Raw genomic sequence first — 18,200 nt, forward strand, 5'->3', positions numbered from 1 at the left:
CGTCGTGGCTTGTCGCGCAGTTCCCCGCGCCCCTGTCGCAGTGGGCCTGAGCTGCGGAAACGACCCGTTGTTACTCTCTGTTCTCGCCGGTTCGGAGTAATCCGGCGCGAGATCGTCGGCCTTCCGGGTGAGTGTGGGTGGACCACCTTCTGACCGGCGGACGAAGGCCCGCCGGACGGCGAAAGCAGGGACCGCTCATGGCGACTTTGTGCAGACCCTCGGTGTCCGTGCCGGAACACGTGATCACCATGGAGGAGACCCTGGAGCTGGCCCGCACGCACCACGCGGACAACCCGCAGCTCCCGCTGGCCCTCCGTCTGATCGAGAACACCGGAGTGCGCACCCGGCACATCGTGCAGCCCATCGAGGAGACCCTGAAGCACCCGGGCTTCGAGCAGCGCAACAAGCTGTACGAGTCCGAGGCCAAGGCCCGGGTTCCCGCGGTGATCCAGGAGGCGCTCGACTCGGCCGAACTCCTCACCTCCGACATCGATGTCATCGTCTACGTGTCGTGCACCGGCTTCATGATGCCGTCGCTCACCGCGTGGCTGATCAACGAGATGGACTTCTCCAGCACCACCCGGCAGCTGCCCATCGCCCAGTTGGGCTGTGCGGCCGGCGGTGCGGCCATCAACCGGGCGCACGACTTCTGCTCGGCCTACCCGGAGGCCAACGCCCTCATCGTGGCCTGTGAGTTCTGCTCGCTGTGCTACCAGCCCACCGACCTCGGCGTCGGCTCCCTGCTCTCCAACGGCCTGTTCGGCGACGGCATCGCGGCGGCCGTGGTGCGCGGCCGGGGCGGCACCGGTGTGCAGCTCGAGCGCAACGGCTCGTACCTGATCCCGAAGACCGAGGACTGGATCTCGTACGACGTGCGGGACACCGGGTTCCACTTCCTGCTGGACAAGCGGGTGCCGACCACGATGGAGCCGCTGGCCCCGGCGCTCCAGGAACTCGCGGGCACCCACGGCTGGAACGCCTCCGACCTGGACTTCTACATCATCCACGCCGGCGGCCCCCGCATACTCGACGACCTCAGCAAGTTCCTGAAGGTCGAGCCGCACGCGTTCCGGTTCAGCCGGGCCACGCTCACCGAGTACGGCAACATCGCCAGCGCCGTCGTGCTGGACGCGCTGCGCCGGCTCTTCGACGACGGCGGTGCCGAGCACCGGGCGCGCGGGCTGCTGGCCGGGTTCGGGCCCGGCATCACCGCCGAGATGACCGTCGGCCGCTGGGTCGGCCGGGAATAGGAGGGGCGCCATGACCGACGAGACGCTCACCGGCACCCCGCCTCCGATCCGGCAGTGGCCGGCCGCCGACCTGGCGGGCACCGACTTCGACCCGGTGCTGACCGAGCTGATGAACGAGGGCCCGGTCACCCGCGTCCAGCTGCCCAACGGCGAGGGCTGGGCGTGGCTGGTCACCCGGTACGACGACGTACGCAAGGTGACCAACGACCCCCGCTTCGGCCGGGAAGCCGTGATGGACCAGCAGGTCACGCGGCTCGCCCCGCACTTCATCCCCGACCGGGGTGCGGTCGGCTTCCTCGACCCGCCGGACCACACCCGGCTGCGCCGCTCGGTGGCCGCCGCGTTCACCGCCAAGGGCGTGGAACGGGTCCGGGAGCGGTCGCGGGCCATGCTGGAGGAGCTGGTGGACGAACTCCTCCAGGACGGGCCGCCGGCCGACCTGACCAGCGCGGTGCTCAGCCCGTTCCCCATCGCGGTGATCTGCGAGCTGATGGGCGTACCCGCCGCCGACCGGCACTCCATGCACGACTGGACCCAGCTCATCCTGTCCTCCGCGCACGGCAAGGAGGTCAGCGAGCGGGCCAAGCGCGAGATGAGCGCCTACTTCACCGACTTCATGGGGCACGGCGCGCGCGGTCCCGAGGGCTCGGTCTGCTCGCTGCTGAGCGAGGCCGTGGACCAGGACGAGATCACGCTGGTGGAGGCGGTCGGCCTCGCCGTGCTGCTCCAGATCGGCGGCGAGGCGGTCACCAACAACAGCGGGCAGATGTTCTATCTGCTGCTGACCCGGCCGGAGTTGGTGGAGCGGCTGCGCTCGGACCGGGAGGTCCGGCCGAGGGCGATCGACGAGCTGCTGCGGTACATACCGCACCGCAACGCGGTCGGTCTCTCCCGGGTCGCCCTGGAGGACGTGGAGATCAGGGGCGTCCGCATCCGTGCGGGCGACGCGGTCTACACCTCCTACCTGGCCGCCAACCGGGACCCGGAGGTGTTCCCCGACCCGGACACCATCGACGTGGACCGCAGCCCCAACCCGCATCTGGCGTTCGGCTTCGGCCCGCACTACTGCCCGGGCGGGATGCTCGCCCGGCTGGAGTCCGAGCTGCTGGTCGACGTCCTGCTGGACCAGGTGCCCGGGCTGAAGCTCGCGGTACCGCCGGAGGAAGTGCCCTTCCGCAAGGGCGCGTTGATCCGGGGACCCGAGTCCCTGCCGGTGACCTGGTGAGCCGGTCATGACGACGACCGAGGGACTGCTCGTACCGCCGGGACACGGCCGGGTCGTGGCGACGGCCGCCCAGCGGGTCACGTTCAAGGTCACCGGCACCCACTCGCGGACGGCCTCCACCTTCGAGGTGGAGGTCCCGCCGGGTTTCGACGTGGGCGCCCATGTGCACACGCGCAGCGAGGAGCTGTTCTACGTCCTGGAGGGAGAACTCGACGTCCTCGCCTTCGAGCCCCGCATCCGCACCCCCGACAACTGGCAGAAGTGGGAGTCGAGTTCGGGCACCAGGGTGGTCCGGGCGACACCGGGCACGGTGATCGTCGTCCCGCCCGGCTGCCCCCACGCCTTCGCCAACCCCACCGACACCCCGGCCCGCATGTTCTTCCAGGCCTCTCCCCCACCGGACCACGAGCGCTACTTCGAGGAACTCCTGGAGATCCTGGACGCGGGAGGCCCCCCGGACCAGGAGGCCATCGAGGAACTGCGGAAGCGCTACGACATAGACCAGCTCACACCCTTGAAACACCGGTGAGCGTCTGTGCCTGAAGGGGCGCGGGGAACTGCGCGACCGGCCGGAACGGTGGGTCGGCCCGCAGATCACCGCGCCACTCATGGCGGCTACCGAATAGGGACCCCGGCCAGGGTACGGGCGATCACCAGCCGCTGGATCTCACTGGTCCCCTCGAAGATGGTGTAGATCGCCGCATCCCGGTGCATCCGCTCCACCGGATACTCCCGCGTGTAGCCGTTCCCCCCGAGGATCTGAATCGCCTGCCCGGTGACCTTCTTCGCCGTCTCGCTGGCGAACAGCTTCGACATCGACCCCTCGGCCGCGGTGAACCGCTTGCCGTTGACCGCCATCCAGGACGCCCGCCACACCAGCAGCCGGGCCGCGTCGATGGACGTCCGCATGTCGGCGAGCTGGAAGGCGACTCCCTGGTTGTCAACAATGGGCCGCCCGAACTGCTCACGCGTGGTGGCGTATTCGAGCGCGACCTCGTAGGCGGCGCGCGCCGTACCCACGGCCATCGCGCCCACGGCGGGCCGGGACGCCTCGAACGTGGCCATCGCCGCGTTCTTCACCCGCTCGCCCCCGCTGCGGGCCTTCTCCCGCGCCCGCGCCAGCCGCTCGTCCAGCTTCTCCTTGCCGCCGAGCAGGCAGGACCCCGGCACCCGCACGTTCTCCAGGACGACCTCGGCGGTGTGCGAGGCGCGAATCCCGTGCTTCTTGAACTTCTGGCCCTGGCTGAGACCGGGCGTGCCGGGCGGCACGATGAAGGAGGCGTGGCCCTTGGAGCCCAGCTCCGGGTCGACCACGGCGACGACGACATGAACGTTGGCGATGCCGCCGTTGGTGGCCCACGTCTTGGTGCCGTCGAGCACCCACTCGTCCTTGGCCTCGTCGTACACCGCGCGGGTGCGCATGGAGGCCACGTCGGAGCCGGCGTCCGGCTCGGAGGAGCAGAAGGCGGCGACCTTGACGTCGTTCACATCGCCGTACATCTGCGGAATCCAGGTGCCGATCTGCTCCTCGGTACCGTTGGCGAGGACGCCCACGGCCGCGAGGCCGGTGCCGACGATGGAGAGGGCGATGCCCGCGTCCCCCCAGAAGAGCTCCTCCATGACCATCGGTATGCCGAGGCCGGTGGGGTCGAAGTACTGCTGGGCGTAGAAGTCGAGGGAGTAGACACCGATCTTGGCGGCCTCCTGGATGACCGGCCAGGGAGTCTCCTCACGCTCGTCCCATTCGGCGGCCGCGGGCCGGATCACATCGGCGGCGAAGCCGTGCAGCCAGTCCCGGACCTCCTTCTGTTCGTCGTTGAGCTCCATGGTGAACTCGGCCATGTCCCCTCCAGCGGCGGCGCGTACGGTGTTACTAGCGGTAACCAGATTATGTTACCGACGGGTAGGTGAAGTCAACTCCAGATGACGGCTCGGTATCCCGTTCGATGTGGAGCCCGCGGTGAGTGTTAGTTTGCGCAGGCGTCACCGAATCAGCACGGGTGGGGAGACCACATGGACACCACACAGCGGACCGATCAGCAGAGGTCCGCCGACCGACGACGGCGGGAACTGCTGGAGGCCGCCGACCGGGTGGTGCTGCGCGACGGACCGCAGGCGTCGATGAACGCCATCGCCGCGGAGGCGGGCATCACCAAGCCGATCCTCTACCGCCACTTCGGCGACAAGGGCGGCCTCTACGCGGCCCTCGCCACGCGGCACACCGACGCCCTGCTCGACTCGCTGCGCGCGGCGCTGGACGCCCCGGCCGACCGCCGGGAGCGGGTGGAGTCCACACTCGACACCTATCTCGCCGCCATCGAGGCCCGGCCGCAGGTGTACCGGTTCCTGATGCACCCCTCCGAGGGCGGCCAGGGCGGCGACCACGGCTTCGACGTCGGCAAGCACAGCGCCCCGCTGCTGCGCCGGATGGGCGAGGAGCTGGCCCAGGTCATCGAGGAGCGGGTGGACCTCGGTCCGGGCAGCCAGCAGCTGGCGCGGGTCTGGGGCCACGGGATCGTCGGCATGATGCACGCCGCCGGGGACTGGTGGCTGGGCGAGCGCCCCTGCTCGCGGGCCGAACTGGTGCGCTCGCTGGCCGACTTGCTGTGGGGGCGGCTCGCGGCCGCCGGTGACCGGGTGGGCGGTCCGGGCTTCTAGCGGCCTCCCGTGTGCCAGGGGGCCTTCCGTACCTGGCGGTCGAGCTTGCGCCGGCGGCGGCCCGTCACGCGGTCGGCGTAGACCGTGCCGGCCAGATGGTCGCACTCGTGCTGGAGGCAGCGGGCGAAGAACCCGGTGCCGTCGACGGTGACCGGCTCCCCCGTCATCGTGACGCCCTCGACCACCGCGTGGTCGTACCGCTCCGTGCCCGCCTCCAGGCCCGGCAGGGACAGACAGCCCTCCGGGCCCACGAACTCCAGCCCGTCGGCGGTCACCAGCCGGGGATTGACCACATGGCCCAGGTGGCGGACCTCGTCGTCGTCCGGGCAGTCGTACACGAACACCCGCAGACCGACGCCGATCTGGTTGGCGGCCAGGCCCACGCCCTCGTGGGCGTACATGGTGGCGAACAAGTCCGCCACGAGCGCCTCGAGTTCCGGGCCGAAGTCGGTGACGTCCCCGCAGGGTGCGTGCAGCACGGGGTCGCCGAGGAGGGTGAGAGGCCGGACGCGCCCGTGGGCACCCGGTATCGAGCGGTGTCGCATGGCGGCAAGGGTACGGTTCGTTCGGCCCGCGCCGAGCGCGCGAGGGCGGGCCGGGCGGACCGGGATTCGGGTGTGCGAACGGTTCTCGATAGGCTGAGGCCCCCACCACGCTGCCGGATGGCCCCAGGCGCGGCGCGTACGCAAGGAGGATCGAGGACTGATGGCAGGCAACTCGGACCCGCTCTCGCCGCGGGCCAAGCTGGCCGTGACCGCGGGCAAGGCGGTCGCGGCGGCATCGCGCGCCGCGGGGCGCGGCAGCGGGTCGGTGATCGGCGGAAAGGTCGCCCTGCGGCTCGACCCCGACCTGCTCGCCCGGCTCGCCACCCACCTGGACGTGGTCCTGGTGTCGGCGACCAACGGCAAGACCACCACCACCCGGCTGATCGCGGAGGCCCTGCGCGCCGCCGGTCCGGTGGTGTCCAACGCGCTCGGCGCCAACATGCCGGCCGGTATCACCTCCGCCCTCGCGGGCGGCTCGGACGCCAAGTTCGGTGTCATCGAGGTCGACGAGAAGTACCTGGCCGGTGTGGCACGTGACACCAGCCCCAAGTGCATCGCGCTGCTGAACCTCTCCCGCGACCAGCTGGACCGCGCGGCCGAGACCCGGATGCTCGCGGAGAACTGGCGCGAGGGCCTGTCCGGCTCCAAGGCCGTCGTCGTCGCCAACTGCGACGACCCGCTGGTGGTGTGGGCGGCCTCGTCCTCCCCGAACGTGGTCTGGGTCGCGGCCGGCCAGATGTGGAAGGACGACGCCTGGTCCTGCCCGTCCTGCGGCGGTGTGATGCAGCGCCCCGGTGACGACTGGTTCTGCGGCGAGTGCGGCTTCCGCCGTCCGAACCCGACCTGGGCGCTCTCCGGCGACCACGTCCTCGACCCGCACGGCTCGGCCTGGCCGATCCACCTCCAGCTGCCGGGCCGCGCCAACAAGGCGAACGCGGCCAGCTCGGCCGCGGTCGCCGCCGTGTTCGGCGTCCCGCCGCAGGTGGCGCTGGAGCGGATGTACCAGGTGCAGGCGGTCGCCGGACGCTACGACGTCGTCCAGTTCCAGAACCGCGACCTGCGTCTGCTGCTGGCGAAGAACCCGGCCGGCTGGCTGGAGACCTTCTCCCTGATCGACCCGCCGCCCACCCCGGTGATCCTCTCGGTGAACGCGCGCGGGGCGGACGGCACCGACACCTCCTGGCTGTGGGACGTGGACTACACCCGGCTCACCGGCCACCCGATCTTCGTCATCGGTGACCGGAAGCTGGACCTCGCCGTCCGTCTGGAAGTGGCGAACCAGCACTTCCAGGTGTGCGAGAACCTCGACGAGGCCGTCACCGCGGCCCCGCCGGGCCGTATCGAGGTCATCGCCAACTACACCGCGTTCCAGGACCTGCGCCGCCGCGTCGGCAACTGAGCCAGAAGGGCGAACACCTCCCCATGAGCGACAACCAACTGCGGCTGGTGTGGATCTATCCCGACCTGCTGAGCACCTACGGCGACCAGGGCAACGCCCTCGTCGTGGAGCGCCGGGCGCGTCAGCGCGGCCTGGACGTGGCCCGTCTCGACGTGCGCAGCGACCAGCCGATCCCGACCTCGGGCGACATCTACCTGATCGGCGGCGGTGAGGACCGTCCGCAGCGGCTGGCGGCCGAGCGGCTGCGCCGCGACGGGCACCTCCAGCGTGCGGTGGAGAACGGCGCGATCGTGTTCTCCGTGTGCGCCGGTTACCAGATCCTCGGCCACGAGTTCATCAACGACCTCGGCCAGCGCGAGCCGGGCCTCGGCCTGCTCGACGTGATGTCGACGCGCGGCGAGGGCGAGCGGTGCGTGGGCGATGTGCTCGGCGACATCGACCCGCGCCTCGGTCTGCCTCCGCTGACCGGGTTCGAGAACCACCAGGGCGTCACCCATCTGGGCCCGACCGCCCGCGCTTTCGCCCAGGTCACCATGGGCCGGGGCAACGGCACCGGTGACGGCACCGAGGGCGCGTACAACGGCACCGTGTTCGGCACCTACATGCACGGCCCCGTGCTGGCCCGTAACCCGCAGATCGCGGACCTGCTGCTGAAGCTGGCGCTGGACGTGAACGCGCTGCCGCCGATCGACGACCGCTGGTACGAGGCGCTGCGCGACGAGCGCATCGCGGCGGCGCAGCAGCCGGCCTGATCTCTCGTATCACCCCATATCAGTACACCCGTCAGGCGGGCCCGTGAGCTTTCACGGGCCCGCCTGACGCGTCGTCCGCTCACCTGTGCGGGTGCGTCCAGCAGGCGGACGCCCGCTGGGTGAGGGGCCCCTGCCGCCGGTAGTGTGGCCGGGAACCCGCCGGACAATGCGGTCCGGCCTCCCGGCCCACGTCGAGAAGGTAATTCGGGCTATGCGCATTGGTGTCCTCACCTCCGGCGGCGACTGCCCCGGCCTGAACGCCGTCATCCGGTCGGTCGTGCACCGAGCCGTCGTCGACCACGGCGACGAGGTCATCGGCTTCCGCGACGGCTGGAAGGGCCTGTTGGAGTGCGACTACTTGAAGCTCGACCTGGACGCCGTCAGCGGCATCCTGGCGCGCGGCGGCACGATCCTCGGCTCCTCACGCGTCCGTCCGGAGCATCTGCGCGGCGGGGTGGAGCGGGTCAAGGGCCATGTCGAGGAACTCGGGCTCGACGCGATCATCCCGATCGGCGGTGAGGGCACGCTGAAGGCGGCCCGGCTGCTGTCGGACAGCGGGCTGCCCATCGTGGGCGTGCCCAAGACCATCGACAACGACATCTCGGCGACCGACGTCACCTTCGGCTTCGACACGGCCGTGGGCGTCGCCACCGAGGCGCTGGACCGGCTGAAGACCACCGCCGAGTCCCACCAGCGGGTGCTGATCGTGGAGGTCATGGGCCGCCACACCGGCTGGATAGCGCTGAACTCGGGCACGGCGGCCGGCGCGCACGCCATCGTGGTCCCCGAACGGCCCTTCGACATCGACGAGTTGACCCGCCGCGTCGGCGCCAGGTTCGAGGCGGGCAAGCGGTTCGCCATCGTGGTGGCCGCCGAGGGCGCCAAGCCGCGCGCCGGTTCCATGGAGTTCGACGAGGGCGGCCGGGACATCTACGGCCACGAGCGCTTCGCCGGGATCGCCCGCCAGCTCTCCGTCGAGCTGGAGCAGCGGCTCGGCAAGGAGGCCCGGCCGGTGATCCTCGGGCACGTGCAGCGCGGCGGCACCCCGACGGCGTACGACAGGGTGCTGGCGACCCGCTTCGGCTGGCACGCGGTGGAGGCGGTGCACCGGGAGGAGTTCGGCCGGATGACCGCGCTGCGCGGCACGGACATCGTGACCGTGCCGCTGGCCGAGGCGGTCAGCACCCTGAAGACGGTACCGGCGGAGCGGTACGCCGAGGCGGAGTGCGTGCTGTAGCGGCTCGCGGGGCCGGGCGGACCCCGCTCACGGGCGGGCGCGGAGGCGCCCGTACCCTGAGTGCGGACAGAAACCGCTCAACCCCCACGAACCAGGAGACGCCGGATGGACCACAGCGGGCACGGCATGATGCCGGATCTGCCGCCGTTCACGCTGGGACGGGGGCTCGTGTGGTCGGCGGACCCCTTCTTCCTGATCGCCTGCCTGGCCGGGCTCGCCCTGTACGGCTGGGGTGTGCTGCGGCTGCGGCGGCGCGGGGACGCGTGGCCCGTCTCGCGCACCCTGTCGTACGTGGTCGGCGTGCTGACCATCGGCCTCGTGATGTGCACCCGGCTGAACGACTACGGCATGGTCATGTTCAGCGTGCACATGGTGCAGCACATGGTGATCAGCATGCTGTCGCCGATCCTGATCCTGCTGGGCGCGCCGGTGACGCTGGCGCTCCGGGCGCTGCCCACGGCGGGGCGGGGCCGCACCGGCCCGCGCGAGCTGCTGCTCGCGCTGCTGCACAGCCGGTACATGCGGTTCATCACGCATCCGGCGTTCACGATCCCGCTGTTCATCGCCAGCCTGTACGCGCTGTACTTCTCGCCGGTCTTCGACTTCCTGATGGGGTCCAAGGCCGGGCACATCGCCATGATGGTGCACTTCCTGGCGGTGGGCGTGGTGTTCTTCTGGCCGATCATCGGTGTCGACCCGGGCCCGCACCGGCCGAACCACCTGATGCGGATGCTGGAGCTGTTCGCGGGCATGCCGTTCCACGCCTTCTTCGGCATCGCGCTGATGATGGCCTCCGAGCCGATGGTGGAGACCTTCAAGAACCCGCCCGCCTCGCTCGGCATCGACGCGCTCTCCGACCAGGGCGCGGCCGGCGGTATCGCCTGGGCGTTCAGCGAGATCCCGTCGGTGCTGGTGCTGATCGCGCTGCTGTTCCAGTGGTACCGCTCCGAGCAGCGGCAGGCCCGCCGCAAGGACCGGGCGGCGGACCGGAACGGCGACCAGGAGCTGGAGGCGTACAACGCCTATCTGGCCTCCCTTCGCGCGCGCGAGGGCTGATCCCGCACGGATCCGCCCGGCCATCGGAGTGCCGGTGGCGGCGGAACCGGGGCACGATGGTGGTGGACGGACCACGAGGAGGGTGCCGCGATGCCCGGTTCCATGCGAGGTTCCAGCAAGGCGGACGGTTCCACCAGGGCGATGGGGGCGCTGACCGTGGGCGGTCTGGTCGTCGTCACGGCGTACACGGTCGCGCTCGGCGGCAACGGCTGGCTGTGGTTCGGCTGGGTGGTGCTGGGGCTGCTGACGGTGGCGCTGGCCATCACGCAGTCGTGACTACAGTGGCCGCGTGAACAGCAGGGCCGCGTCCTTCGACGACCTCGACCGCAAGATCGTCACCGCTCTGATGGCGAACGCCCGCAGCAGCTTCGCCGAGATCGGCGCCGCCGTCGGGCTGTCGGCCACGGCGGTCAAGCGGCGCGTCGACCGGCTGCGCGAGACCGGGGTGATCACCGGGTTCACCGCGACCGTGAAGCCCTCCGCGCTCGGCTGGCGCACGGAGGCGTACGTCGAGGTCTACTGCGAGGGCGCCGCCCCGCCCCGGCGGCTCGCGGAGGTGGTCAGCAACCATCCGGAGATCACGGCGGCGATGACGGTGACAGGGGGCGCGGACGCCCTGCTGCACGTACGGGCACGGGACGTGGAGCACTTCGAGGAGGTGCTGGAGCGCATCCGCGCCGAGCCCTTCATCCGGAAGACGATCAGCGTGATGGTGCTGTCCCACCTCCTCCCGGAAAGCCCCGAGGCGGGCGCCACCCAGGCCGCTCCCGAGTGATCGGCGGTCAAACCCGTCGAACGCGCAGGTGTCGTGCGTCCCTCCCGGTGGATGCGCAGCGATCCTGCGCGATCACGCAGCTTTCGTCGCTTGTCGGGCCTCGGCCGGAGTTTCTACCGTGGTGTCACCCCCGTGAGTAACACACTGGAAAGCGGAGGAAACCCTCTGTGGCCGAAACCCGTGTGCAGCGCCCCCGGCGCTTTCTGGTCTGCGAACCCAGGCACTTCACCGTGCAGTACGCGATCAACCCCTGGATGCGTCCCGACACCCCCGTCGACGTCGACCTCGCCCAGTCCCAGTGGCAGGCGCTGATCGACGCCTACCGCGCCCACGGGCACACCGTGGACGCCGTCGACCCGGTGCCGGGCCTGCCCGACATGGTCTTCGCGGCCAACGCCGCCTTCGTGGTCGGCGGACGCGTCTTCGGCTCGCTGTTCCACGCCCCGGAGCGCCGCCCGGAGTCGCTGCACTACGACTCCTGGTTCAAGACGGCGGGGTACGACGTGTACCGCCCGCTGGCGGTGACCGAGGGCGAGGGCGACCTGGTGTGGACCGGCCGGTACGTGCTGGCGGGCACCGGGTTCCGCACCACCCGTGACGCCCACCGGGAGGCGCAGGAGTTCTTCGGTCACCCGGTGATCACCCTGACCCTGGTGGACCCGTACTTCTACCACCTGGACACGGCGCTGTTCGTGCTGGACGACGACAACATCGCCTACTACCCGGAAGCCTTCTCGGCGGGCAGCCGCGAGGTGCTCCAGCGGCTGTACCCGGACGCGGTGCTCGCCACCCGTGACGACGCGATGGCCTTCGGCCTGAACTCCGTGTCCGACGGCCGGCACGTCTTCATCGCCCCCCAGGCCGAGGTGCTCGCCGAGCGCCTGGCGACGCATGGCTACGACCCCGTGCCCGTCGATCTGTCGGAGCTGCACAAGGCAGGCGGCGGCATCAAGTGCTGCACTCAGGAGATCCGCTCATGACCGCACCCGCGCACGCGCGCACGTCCGCCGACCTGATCCGGGCGGAGGAGCCGGTGCTCGCGCACAACTACCACCCGCTGCCCGTCGTCGTGGCACGGGCCGAGGGCGCCTGGGTGGAGGACGTCGAGGGCCGCCGGTACCTCGACATGCTGGCCGGCTACTCGGCCCTCAACTTCGGCCACCGCCACCCGGCGCTGATCCAGGCCGCGCACGACCAGCTCGACCGGCTCACCCTGACCTCCCGCGCCTTCCACAACGACCGGCTGGCGGAGTTCGCCGAGCGGCTCGCCGCGCTGACCGGTCTGGACATGGTGCTGCCGATGAACACCGGCGCCGAGGCGGTGGAGAGCGGCATCAAGGTGGCCCGCAAGTGGGCGTACGACGTGAAGGGCGTGCCCGACGGGCAGGCCACGATCGTGGTCGCCGCGGACAACTTCCACGGCCGTACGACGACCATCGTCAGCTTCTCCACGGACGAGTCGGCGCGGGCGGGCTTCGGCCCCTTCACGCCCGGTTTCAGGATCGTGCCGTACAACGACCTGGCCGCGCTGGAGGAGGCGGTCGACGAGACCACGGCCGCCGTGCTGATCGAGCCCATCCAGGGCGAGGCCGGGGTGATCATCCCGGACGCGGGCTATCTCACCGGTGTCCGGGAGCTGACCCGGCGCAAGGGGTGTCTGTTCATCGCGGACGAGATCCAGTCCGGGCTCGGCCGCACCGGGCGCACCCTGGCCGTCGAGCACGAGTCGGTCGTGCCGGACGTGCTGCTGCTGGGCAAGGCGCTGGGCGGCGGCATCGTGCCGGTCTCGGCGGTGGTGGCGCGGCGCGAGGTGATGGGTGTCCTGGGTCCGGGGGAGCACGGCTCCACCTTCGGCGGCAACCCGCTGGCGGCCGCGGTCGGCACGGCGGTGGTCGAGCTGCTGGAGACGGGTGAGTTCCAGCGCCGGGCCGACGAGCTGGGGCTGGTGCTGCGCGAGGGGCTTCAGGCGCTGGAGGGGCACGGGGTGACCGGGTTCCGGGCGCGGGGTCTGTGGGCGGGTGTGGACGTGGACCCGGCGCTGGGCACCGGCCGGGAGATCAGCGAGCGGCTGATGCGCGAGGGCATCCTGGTCAAGGACACCCACGGCTCCACGATCCGGCTGGCTCCCCCGCTCACGGTGACGGCGGACGAGCTGCGCTCCGCGCTGGGGACGCTGGAGAAGGTGCTGGGGCAGGCCGGCTGAGCGGGTGCGGGCGGGGCCGGGGTTCGAAGCCCCGGCCCCGCCCGTTCGCTCACTTCTGGCCGAGCAGGCCCTTCATCTGCTTGATCTCGGCGCTCTGCGCGGCGATCACGTCGTCCGCCGTCTTCGTGGCCCGGCTGTCCCGGCCCTTGGCCTTCTCCGTGTGCGCCATCTCCACGGCGCCCTGGTGGTGGGCGATCATCAGGGTCAGGAACTTCCTGTCGAAGTCGGCGCCGGTGCTCTTCTTCAGCGCGGTCATGTCGTCGGCGCTCATCATCCCGGACATGCCCGTCATGCCGCCGTGGCCCGAGTGGTCCATGCCGGCCATCGGGGGCTCCTCACCCCAGGACTTCAGCCAGCCGGTCATGGTGCGGATCTCGGGGCCCTGCGCCTTCTCGATCCGGGCGGCGAGGGCCTTCACCTCGGCGGAGGCGGCGTGGCCGGGGGCGAGCCGGGCCATCTCCACGGCCTGCTGGTGGTGCGGGATCATGCCCTGCGCGAAGCTGACGTCCGCGGCGTTGTGGACGCCCGCCGTGGCCGACGCGGCCGGGGCGCCGTGGGCTCCGGTGTGCTTCTCCCCGCCGCAGGCGGCGAGGAGGACGACGGCGGAGGCGGTGGCGACGCCGAGCGCGGCGCGGCGGAACGCGTGGGTGGTGGTCATGCTTGAACTCCTGCTGGTGGAAGTGGGTCCGGGCACACGTGGGGACGGCCGCGCCGCATGGGTGCGCGGTCGTGGGTGCCTCTAGATCCGCAGGAGTTGGAGTTCGGCCAGGGAGGGCGGTGCGCGGGCGCCGTCCGGCGCGGTGGCGGTACGGATGCGGGGGTCGTCGCACGGTTCCGGCGGGCCGGCCGGGCCCGCGAGGGGTTTCGGCAGCTCGGGCCCGCTGCTCACGGCGCCGGAGGCGCAGGTCGGGTCGGCGTGGTGGAGCCGGTGACCGCCGCAGTGGCCGTCCGGGCAGTCGCCGGGCGCGTCGACGACGACGCCCGCGTGGACGGCGTGGGCGTGCTCCGGGTGCCCGGTGCCGCCGACCGGAGCCAGCGCGTGCATGCCGAGCAGCCCCACCAGCACCGCCAGCACGAGCAGCGCGAGCGAACGCCGCTGGGGCGGTCGCGAGGGGCGCTGGTGGGCGGTGCCGGGCATGCAGGCCATCCTACGAGCACCTCTCGCGCCCGCTGCGACGGGACTCGCCGCTCAGCTCCTGGCGGGCCCCCGGTGCCGGGGTTCGTGGTTGCGGGCGACGATCGAGGCGTTCAGGCAGGTGGCGTACGCGCACCAGGCCACGTACGGCAGCAGGACGACGGCCGCCTTGCGGTCCGTGCGGGCGACGCGGGCCAGGAGGCGGACGTTGCTCGCGTCCAGCAGCAGGGTGCCCGCGAGGCCGGCGAGCGGGCTGCGGAGCCGGAAGAAGAGGTTGCTCCAGCCGGCGTTCAGGGCGAGGTTGGCGGCGAACTCACCGGCCAGAGCCTTCCGCTGGGGCCCGCGAGCCGCGTTCAGGGCGCGGCCGCCCGCCACGGCGACGGAGGCGTACAGCGGGGTCCAGACCGCGCCGAACGCCCAGGGCGGCGGCTGCCAGTCGGGGGTGTTCAGCTCCCGGTACCAGCGGGCGTCCGGCCGCGTGGCCCGCGCCCCCGCGACCGCGGTCGCCGTGACGGCCCCGGCGCAGAGGGCGTAGGGCACCCAGCGCCGGGGGCGGCTCCGGACGGTGGCCGGATCGAGCGGTACGGCGGGGGTACGGGTGGTCTTCACGCCGGTGCCTCGGGTGCCCTTGGTCAGCGCGGCCGCGGAACCCCGGCCGGCCGTGCCCGCAGCACTGCCGTCTCCCTCGGTCATGCCCTCCCCGCTACCCCGCTCCTCCTCCGTCACGCCGCCCCGAAAGGGCCGGTCGTCCACGCTCACGGCGCCCCGGCTGCTGAGCCGGAACAGCAGCACCAGGGACGGCACGATCAGCAGGCCCGCGACGATGGCGACGCCGACCACGACCGCCAGAGTGGTGTCCGGTGCCGCGGCCTCGGTGATGGAGAGGTGGGTGCCCAGGAGGTACGGCGTCTGGGCCACGCCCCAGCCGACGATGACCAGCGCGACCGCGCCCGCCGCCGCCACCCGGGTGCCCACGGTCCGCCTGGCCCACAGCAGGGCCAGTCCGACCAGGCCGCCGACGGCCGCGAGGACCACCAGGGGCAGCGCCGGACCGCTGAGGCGGTCGAAGAGGCGCGGCGAGTCCGCCTGGAGGACGAAGATGCCGGCGATGCTGACCGCACCGGTGACCGCACCGGCGGCGATCGCCCGGTCCCGGAAGTACCGGTAGAGCTTCTGGTCGTCGCGGTGCAGCGCCTCCACGGTCAGATAGGTGGCCGCGAGGTAGGAGCAGGCCAGGACGGCGAGGATGCCGCCGAGGATGCTGGAGGGGTTGACCCAGCTGGAGATCGCGTCGCCGTTGCCCCCCGTGGGCACGCGGCCCGAGGCCAGGCCGCCCGCGATGGCGCCGAAGCAGTAGGGCGTCAGGACCGACGACAGCGCGAAGGCGGCCCCGTACAGGCGTTGCTCCTCGGTGCGGACGGTGGCCTTGCGGAAGGCGAATCCGGCGCCGCGCAGCACGATGCCGAGCAGGGCCAGGATCAGGGGGATGTAGAGGGTGGTGGTGATGGCGGCGAAGGCGGGAGGGAAGGCGGTCCACAGGACGACCAGGCAGTAGATCAGCCAGGTGTGGTTGGCCTCCCAGACGGGGGCGAGGGACACGTCGATCAGATGGCGTGGCTCGCGGCCGCGTCTGGCGCCGCCCGCGAGCAGGTCCCAGAAGCCCGCGCCGAAGTCCGCACCGCCGAGCACCGCGTAGGCGACGACGCCGATGAAGAGGAATGCCGCGACCAGCTCGGCCATCTACCGCACCTTCCCCTCGGAGCGCTCGCGCCGGGAGGCGGGGGCGGCATCGGGGCCGTAGGGGACGGGGACGTTCTCGTCGCCCTGTTTGTGCCAGCGCCGCTTCATCGAGACCAGGACCCAGATGGCGCCGGTGCCGACCGCCGCGTAGAGCACCAGGATTCCGGCGAAGGTGGGCCAGAGGTTGCCCTGGGTGGTCACCGCGTCTCTGGTGCGCAGCAGCCCGACGACGATCCACGGCTGGCGGCCGACCTCGGTGACCACCCAGCCGCTCTCCAGGCTGAGGATCGAGACGATGCCGCACAGGGAGGCGGCGCCCAGGAACCAGCGGTTGGTCTGGAGGGTGTTCCGGCGCTTCCACCACACCCATACGAACCAGGCGGCGACGGCGAGCATCAGCATGGAGGTGCCGACCATGATGTCGAACGCCCAGTGCACGATGTTGACCTGGGCGGTGGTGGGTCTGACGCCGGCCGGGACGGCGTCGAGCCCCTGGATACGGGTCGAGGGTCTGAATCCGGCCAGGAGGGAGGCCGCCCAGGGCACCGAGATGCCGTAGCGCACCTCGCCGTCGATGAGGACGCCGCCGAGGGTCTCGGGGACGTGGGTGCCGGTGGTGGGCAGCAGCTCGATGGCGGCGAACTTGGCGGGCTCGCTGTCGAAGACCTGGCGGGCGATGGTGTCCCCGACGAAGATCTGCACCGGCAGGGCGACGGCGGCGGTGATGAAGCTGATCAGGAAGCCGAGCTTCTGGTAGTGGCCGCGCCGGCCGCGGATCATGCCGACCGCGTAGACGCTGGCCACCACGAATCCGGCCACGATGTAGGCGGCGAGCAGCATGTGCCAGAACTGGAGCCAGAAGGCGTTGTTGAAGAAGACCTCGCCCGGCCGGACGTCGGTGACCTTGCCGTTCCGCAGGGTGATGCCGCCGGGCTGGTTCATCCAGCTGTTGGCGGCGATGACGGCGCCCGCTCCCCCGATGCTGGCCAGCGCCACCGGTACGCCCGACCAGAAGTGGGCCCACGGGCGCATGCGGTCCCAGCCGTAGATGTAGATGGCCACGAAGATGGCCTCGAGGAAGAAGAACAGGCCCTCGATGGCGAAGGGGAAGCCGAACGCGGCGCCGTAGGTCCCCATCAGCCCCGGCCAGAGCAGACCCAGTTCGAAGGACAGGACCGTTCCGGTGATGGCACCGACCGCGAAGAGCACGGCGGCCACCTTGGACCAGCGGCGGGCCAGCACCAGAGCGGCCTCGTCGCCCTTGCGCAGGCCCCGGTAGTTGGCGACGAGCATCAGGGAGGTCAGCGCCACGCCGAAGGGGACCAGGATGATGTGGAAGCCCAGCGTGAAGGCCATCTGCTCCCTGGCGGGCAAGAGCTGGTCCGGTTCCGCTGCGGCGGCCAGGAACAAGGGGTACCTGGCCAGGTCGACCGTCAACATGGACGGGCCCTCCTCTTCGCAGGTTCAGCCGCTCTCAGGCTGATCTGTCACCATTTCGCCCAATGTAACGGCTGCGGATGCGGCGCGTTCCCGCCTGTGGACAGAGCCGCCGGACAGGGCCGCCTCCGCGAATTCGTCGCGTGCCGAGCATGAGCCCGGTGTCCGGCGGTAACAGGTGTCTGCACAGGCCGCTGCGAGCGAGGGGGAGCCGTTGTTCTACCACTTGCTGAAATACGTGCTGCTGGGCCCGGTGCTCCGACTGGTCTTCCGTCCCCGCATCGAGGGCCTGGACCATGTGCCGGAGTCGGGCGCGGCGATCATCGCCGGGAACCACCTCTCATTCTCCGACCACTTCCTGATGCCCGCCATCCTGAGGCGCCGGATCACCTTCCTCGCCAAGGCGGAGTACTTCACCGGGCCGGGGCTCAAAGGCAGGCTGACGGCGTTCTTCTTCCGCAGCGCGGGCCAGATCCCCGTGGACCGCTCGGGCAAGGAGGCGGGGCAGGCGGCGGTCCGTGAGGGACTGAAGGTGCTGGACCGGGGCGAGCTGCTGGGGATCTACCCCGAGGGCACGCGCTCGCACGACGGGCGCCTGTACAAGGGGAAGGTCGGGGTCGCGGTGATGGCCCTGAAGGCCGGGGCGCCGGTCGTGCCCTGCGCCATGATCGGCACGTTCGAGGCCCAGCCGCCGGGCCGCAGGATCCCCAGGCTGCACCCGATCACCATCCGCTTCGGCGAGCCCTTGGAGTTCTCCCGCTACGCGGGGATGGAGGATGAGAAGGCGG

At 71.3% G+C, this 18,200-nt stretch carries 19 protein-coding genes; 13 read left to right on the plus strand and 6 right to left on the minus strand.

Going from position 1 to position 18,200, the window contains the following annotated elements:
- Window positions 1-197 precede the first annotated feature (197 nt).
- From CCN33_RS03255 to CCN33_RS03265, 3 genes are read left to right on the plus strand one after another with little or no spacing between them, the layout of a single operon-like run.
- Window positions 198-1,250 carry a type III polyketide synthase gene (locus CCN33_RS03255; RefSeq protein WP_086690876.1) on the plus strand — a complete coding sequence of 351 codons (1,053 nt, stop codon included), beginning with the start codon at window positions 198-200 and terminating at the stop codon, window positions 1,248-1,250.
- 10 nt (window positions 1,251-1,260) lie between these two features.
- Window positions 1,261-2,475 (plus strand): cytochrome P450, encoded by a 1,215-nt coding sequence (locus CCN33_RS03260; protein WP_086690878.1) that lies wholly within the window; start codon window positions 1,261-1,263, stop codon window positions 2,473-2,475.
- A 7-nt stretch (window positions 2,476-2,482) separates the two neighbouring features.
- Window positions 2,483-3,004 carry a cupin domain-containing protein gene (locus CCN33_RS03265; RefSeq protein ID WP_086690880.1) on the plus strand — a complete coding sequence of 174 codons (522 nt, stop codon included), beginning with the start codon at window positions 2,483-2,485 and terminating at the stop codon, window positions 3,002-3,004.
- A gap of 86 nt (window positions 3,005-3,090) precedes the next feature.
- On the opposite strand, the gene CCN33_RS03270 is transcribed toward CCN33_RS03265, so the two are convergent.
- Complete coding sequence (locus tag CCN33_RS03270) at window positions 3,091-4,317, minus strand: acyl-CoA dehydrogenase family protein (RefSeq protein WP_086690882.1); 1,227 nt, start codon at window positions 4,315-4,317, stop codon at window positions 3,091-3,093.
- 171 nt (window positions 4,318-4,488) lie between these two features.
- On the opposite strand from CCN33_RS03270, the gene CCN33_RS03275 reads away from it, so the two are divergent.
- Window positions 4,489-5,133: a TetR/AcrR family transcriptional regulator gene (locus CCN33_RS03275; protein ID WP_086690884.1), complete on the plus strand. Its 645-nt coding sequence runs from the start codon at window positions 4,489-4,491 to the stop codon at window positions 5,131-5,133.
- Here the strand turns inward: CCN33_RS03275 and def are convergent.
- Complete coding sequence (def, locus tag CCN33_RS03280) at window positions 5,130-5,678, minus strand: peptide deformylase (protein ID WP_086690887.1); 549 nt, start codon at window positions 5,676-5,678, stop codon at window positions 5,130-5,132. The genes CCN33_RS03275 and def overlap by 4 nt on opposite strands.
- A gap of 160 nt (window positions 5,679-5,838) precedes the next feature.
- Between def and CCN33_RS03285 the strand changes: the two genes are divergently transcribed.
- The 8 genes from CCN33_RS03285 (at window position 5,839) to rocD (ending at window position 13,100) form a co-directional block, all read left to right on the plus strand.
- Window positions 5,839-7,077, plus strand: coding sequence for a MurT ligase domain-containing protein (locus CCN33_RS03285; RefSeq protein WP_086690889.1), 1,239 nt, complete (start codon window positions 5,839-5,841; stop codon window positions 7,075-7,077).
- 23 nt (window positions 7,078-7,100) lie between these two features.
- Window positions 7,101-7,829 (plus strand): type 1 glutamine amidotransferase, encoded by a 729-nt coding sequence (locus tag CCN33_RS03290; protein WP_030809066.1) that lies wholly within the window; start codon window positions 7,101-7,103, stop codon window positions 7,827-7,829.
- A 211-nt stretch (window positions 7,830-8,040) separates the two neighbouring features.
- Window positions 8,041-9,066: a 6-phosphofructokinase gene (locus CCN33_RS03295; RefSeq protein ID WP_086690890.1), complete on the plus strand. Its 1,026-nt coding sequence runs from the start codon at window positions 8,041-8,043 to the stop codon at window positions 9,064-9,066.
- A 105-nt stretch (window positions 9,067-9,171) separates the two neighbouring features.
- On the plus strand, window positions 9,172-10,122 hold the full coding sequence (locus CCN33_RS03300) for a cytochrome c oxidase assembly protein (protein ID WP_086690892.1): 951 nt from the start codon (window positions 9,172-9,174) through the stop codon (window positions 10,120-10,122).
- 90 nt (window positions 10,123-10,212) lie between these two features.
- Entirely contained in the window at window positions 10,213-10,398 is a 186-nt protein-coding gene (locus CCN33_RS03305) for a hypothetical protein (RefSeq protein ID WP_086690894.1), read from the plus strand.
- A 13-nt stretch (window positions 10,399-10,411) separates the two neighbouring features.
- On the plus strand, window positions 10,412-10,897 hold the full coding sequence (locus CCN33_RS03310) for an Lrp/AsnC family transcriptional regulator (protein ID WP_086690896.1): 486 nt from the start codon (window positions 10,412-10,414) through the stop codon (window positions 10,895-10,897).
- Window positions 10,898-11,064: 167 nt separating this feature from the next.
- Window positions 11,065-11,877, plus strand: coding sequence for a dimethylargininase (gene ddaH / locus CCN33_RS03315; protein ID WP_086690898.1), 813 nt, complete (start codon window positions 11,065-11,067; stop codon window positions 11,875-11,877).
- The gene (rocD, locus tag CCN33_RS03320) at window positions 11,874-13,100 is read left to right on the plus strand and encodes an ornithine--oxo-acid transaminase (RefSeq protein ID WP_086690900.1); all 1,227 of its coding nucleotides are present in this window, start codon (window positions 11,874-11,876) and stop codon (window positions 13,098-13,100) included. The genes ddaH and rocD overlap by 4 nt, the downstream gene beginning before the upstream one ends.
- 49 nt (window positions 13,101-13,149) lie before the next feature.
- On the opposite strand, the gene CCN33_RS03325 is transcribed toward rocD, so the two are convergent.
- The 4 genes from CCN33_RS03325 to CCN33_RS03340 all read right to left on the minus strand — a co-directional run bounded on the left by CCN33_RS03325 (window position 13,150) and on the right by CCN33_RS03340 (window position 17,415).
- Complete coding sequence (locus CCN33_RS03325) at window positions 13,150-13,758, minus strand: DUF305 domain-containing protein (RefSeq protein WP_086690902.1); 609 nt, start codon at window positions 13,756-13,758, stop codon at window positions 13,150-13,152.
- Window positions 13,759-13,839: 81 nt separating this feature from the next.
- Complete coding sequence (locus CCN33_RS03330; RefSeq protein WP_208621644.1) at window positions 13,840-14,238, minus strand: DUF6153 family protein; 399 nt, start codon at window positions 14,236-14,238, stop codon at window positions 13,840-13,842.
- A gap of 51 nt (window positions 14,239-14,289) precedes the next feature.
- Window positions 14,290-15,975, minus strand: coding sequence for a cytochrome d ubiquinol oxidase subunit II (locus tag CCN33_RS32700; protein ID WP_086690904.1), 1,686 nt, complete (start codon window positions 15,973-15,975; stop codon window positions 14,290-14,292).
- A complete protein-coding gene (locus tag CCN33_RS03340) occupies window positions 15,976-17,415 on the minus strand; it encodes a cytochrome ubiquinol oxidase subunit I (RefSeq protein WP_086690906.1) in 1,440 nt (479 codons plus the stop codon).
- 211 nt (window positions 17,416-17,626) lie between these two features.
- Between CCN33_RS03340 and CCN33_RS03345 the strand changes: the two genes are divergently transcribed.
- A partial coding sequence (locus CCN33_RS03345; RefSeq protein WP_086690908.1) for a lysophospholipid acyltransferase family protein occupies window positions 17,627-18,200 on the plus strand: 574 nt, incomplete at its 3' end.

It is taken from the genome of Streptomyces recifensis, assembly GCF_002154615.1.
GTDB classification, from domain to species: domain Bacteria; phylum Actinomycetota; class Actinomycetes; order Streptomycetales; family Streptomycetaceae; genus Streptomyces; species Streptomyces griseoluteus.

Bases quoted from the DNA above. Each gene is read 5' to 3' on its own strand.
- CCN33_RS03295 (WP_086690890.1), top strand. From the start codon at position 8,041: ATGCGCATTGGTGTCCTCACCTCCGGCGGCGACTGCCCCGGCCTGAAC.
- def (WP_086690887.1), bottom strand. From the start codon at position 5,678: ATGCGACACCGCTCGATACCGGGTGCCCACGGGCGCGTCCGGCCTCTC.
- CCN33_RS03265 (WP_086690880.1), top strand. From the start codon at position 2,483: ATGACGACGACCGAGGGACTGCTCGTACCGCCGGGACACGGCCGGGTC.
- CCN33_RS03275 (WP_086690884.1), top strand. From the start codon at position 4,489: ATGGACACCACACAGCGGACCGATCAGCAGAGGTCCGCCGACCGACGA.
- CCN33_RS03260 (WP_086690878.1), top strand. From the start codon at position 1,261: ATGACCGACGAGACGCTCACCGGCACCCCGCCTCCGATCCGGCAGTGG.
- CCN33_RS03290 (WP_030809066.1), top strand. From the start codon at position 7,101: ATGAGCGACAACCAACTGCGGCTGGTGTGGATCTATCCCGACCTGCTG.
- CCN33_RS32700 (WP_086690904.1), bottom strand. From the start codon at position 15,975: ATGGCCGAGCTGGTCGCGGCATTCCTCTTCATCGGCGTCGTCGCCTAC.
- CCN33_RS03255 (WP_086690876.1), top strand. From the start codon at position 198: ATGGCGACTTTGTGCAGACCCTCGGTGTCCGTGCCGGAACACGTGATC.
- CCN33_RS03270 (WP_086690882.1), bottom strand. From the start codon at position 4,317: ATGGCCGAGTTCACCATGGAGCTCAACGACGAACAGAAGGAGGTCCGG.
- CCN33_RS03305 (WP_086690894.1), top strand. From the start codon at position 10,213: ATGCCCGGTTCCATGCGAGGTTCCAGCAAGGCGGACGGTTCCACCAGG.
- CCN33_RS03300 (WP_086690892.1), top strand. From the start codon at position 9,172: ATGGACCACAGCGGGCACGGCATGATGCCGGATCTGCCGCCGTTCACG.
- CCN33_RS03285 (WP_086690889.1), top strand. From the start codon at position 5,839: ATGGCAGGCAACTCGGACCCGCTCTCGCCGCGGGCCAAGCTGGCCGTG.
- CCN33_RS03340 (WP_086690906.1), bottom strand. From the start codon at position 17,415: ATGTTGACGGTCGACCTGGCCAGGTACCCCTTGTTCCTGGCCGCCGCA.
- rocD (WP_086690900.1), top strand. From the start codon at position 11,874: ATGACCGCACCCGCGCACGCGCGCACGTCCGCCGACCTGATCCGGGCG.
- CCN33_RS03325 (WP_086690902.1), bottom strand. From the start codon at position 13,758: ATGACCACCACCCACGCGTTCCGCCGCGCCGCGCTCGGCGTCGCCACC.
- CCN33_RS03330 (WP_208621644.1), bottom strand. From the start codon at position 14,238: ATGCCCGGCACCGCCCACCAGCGCCCCTCGCGACCGCCCCAGCGGCGT.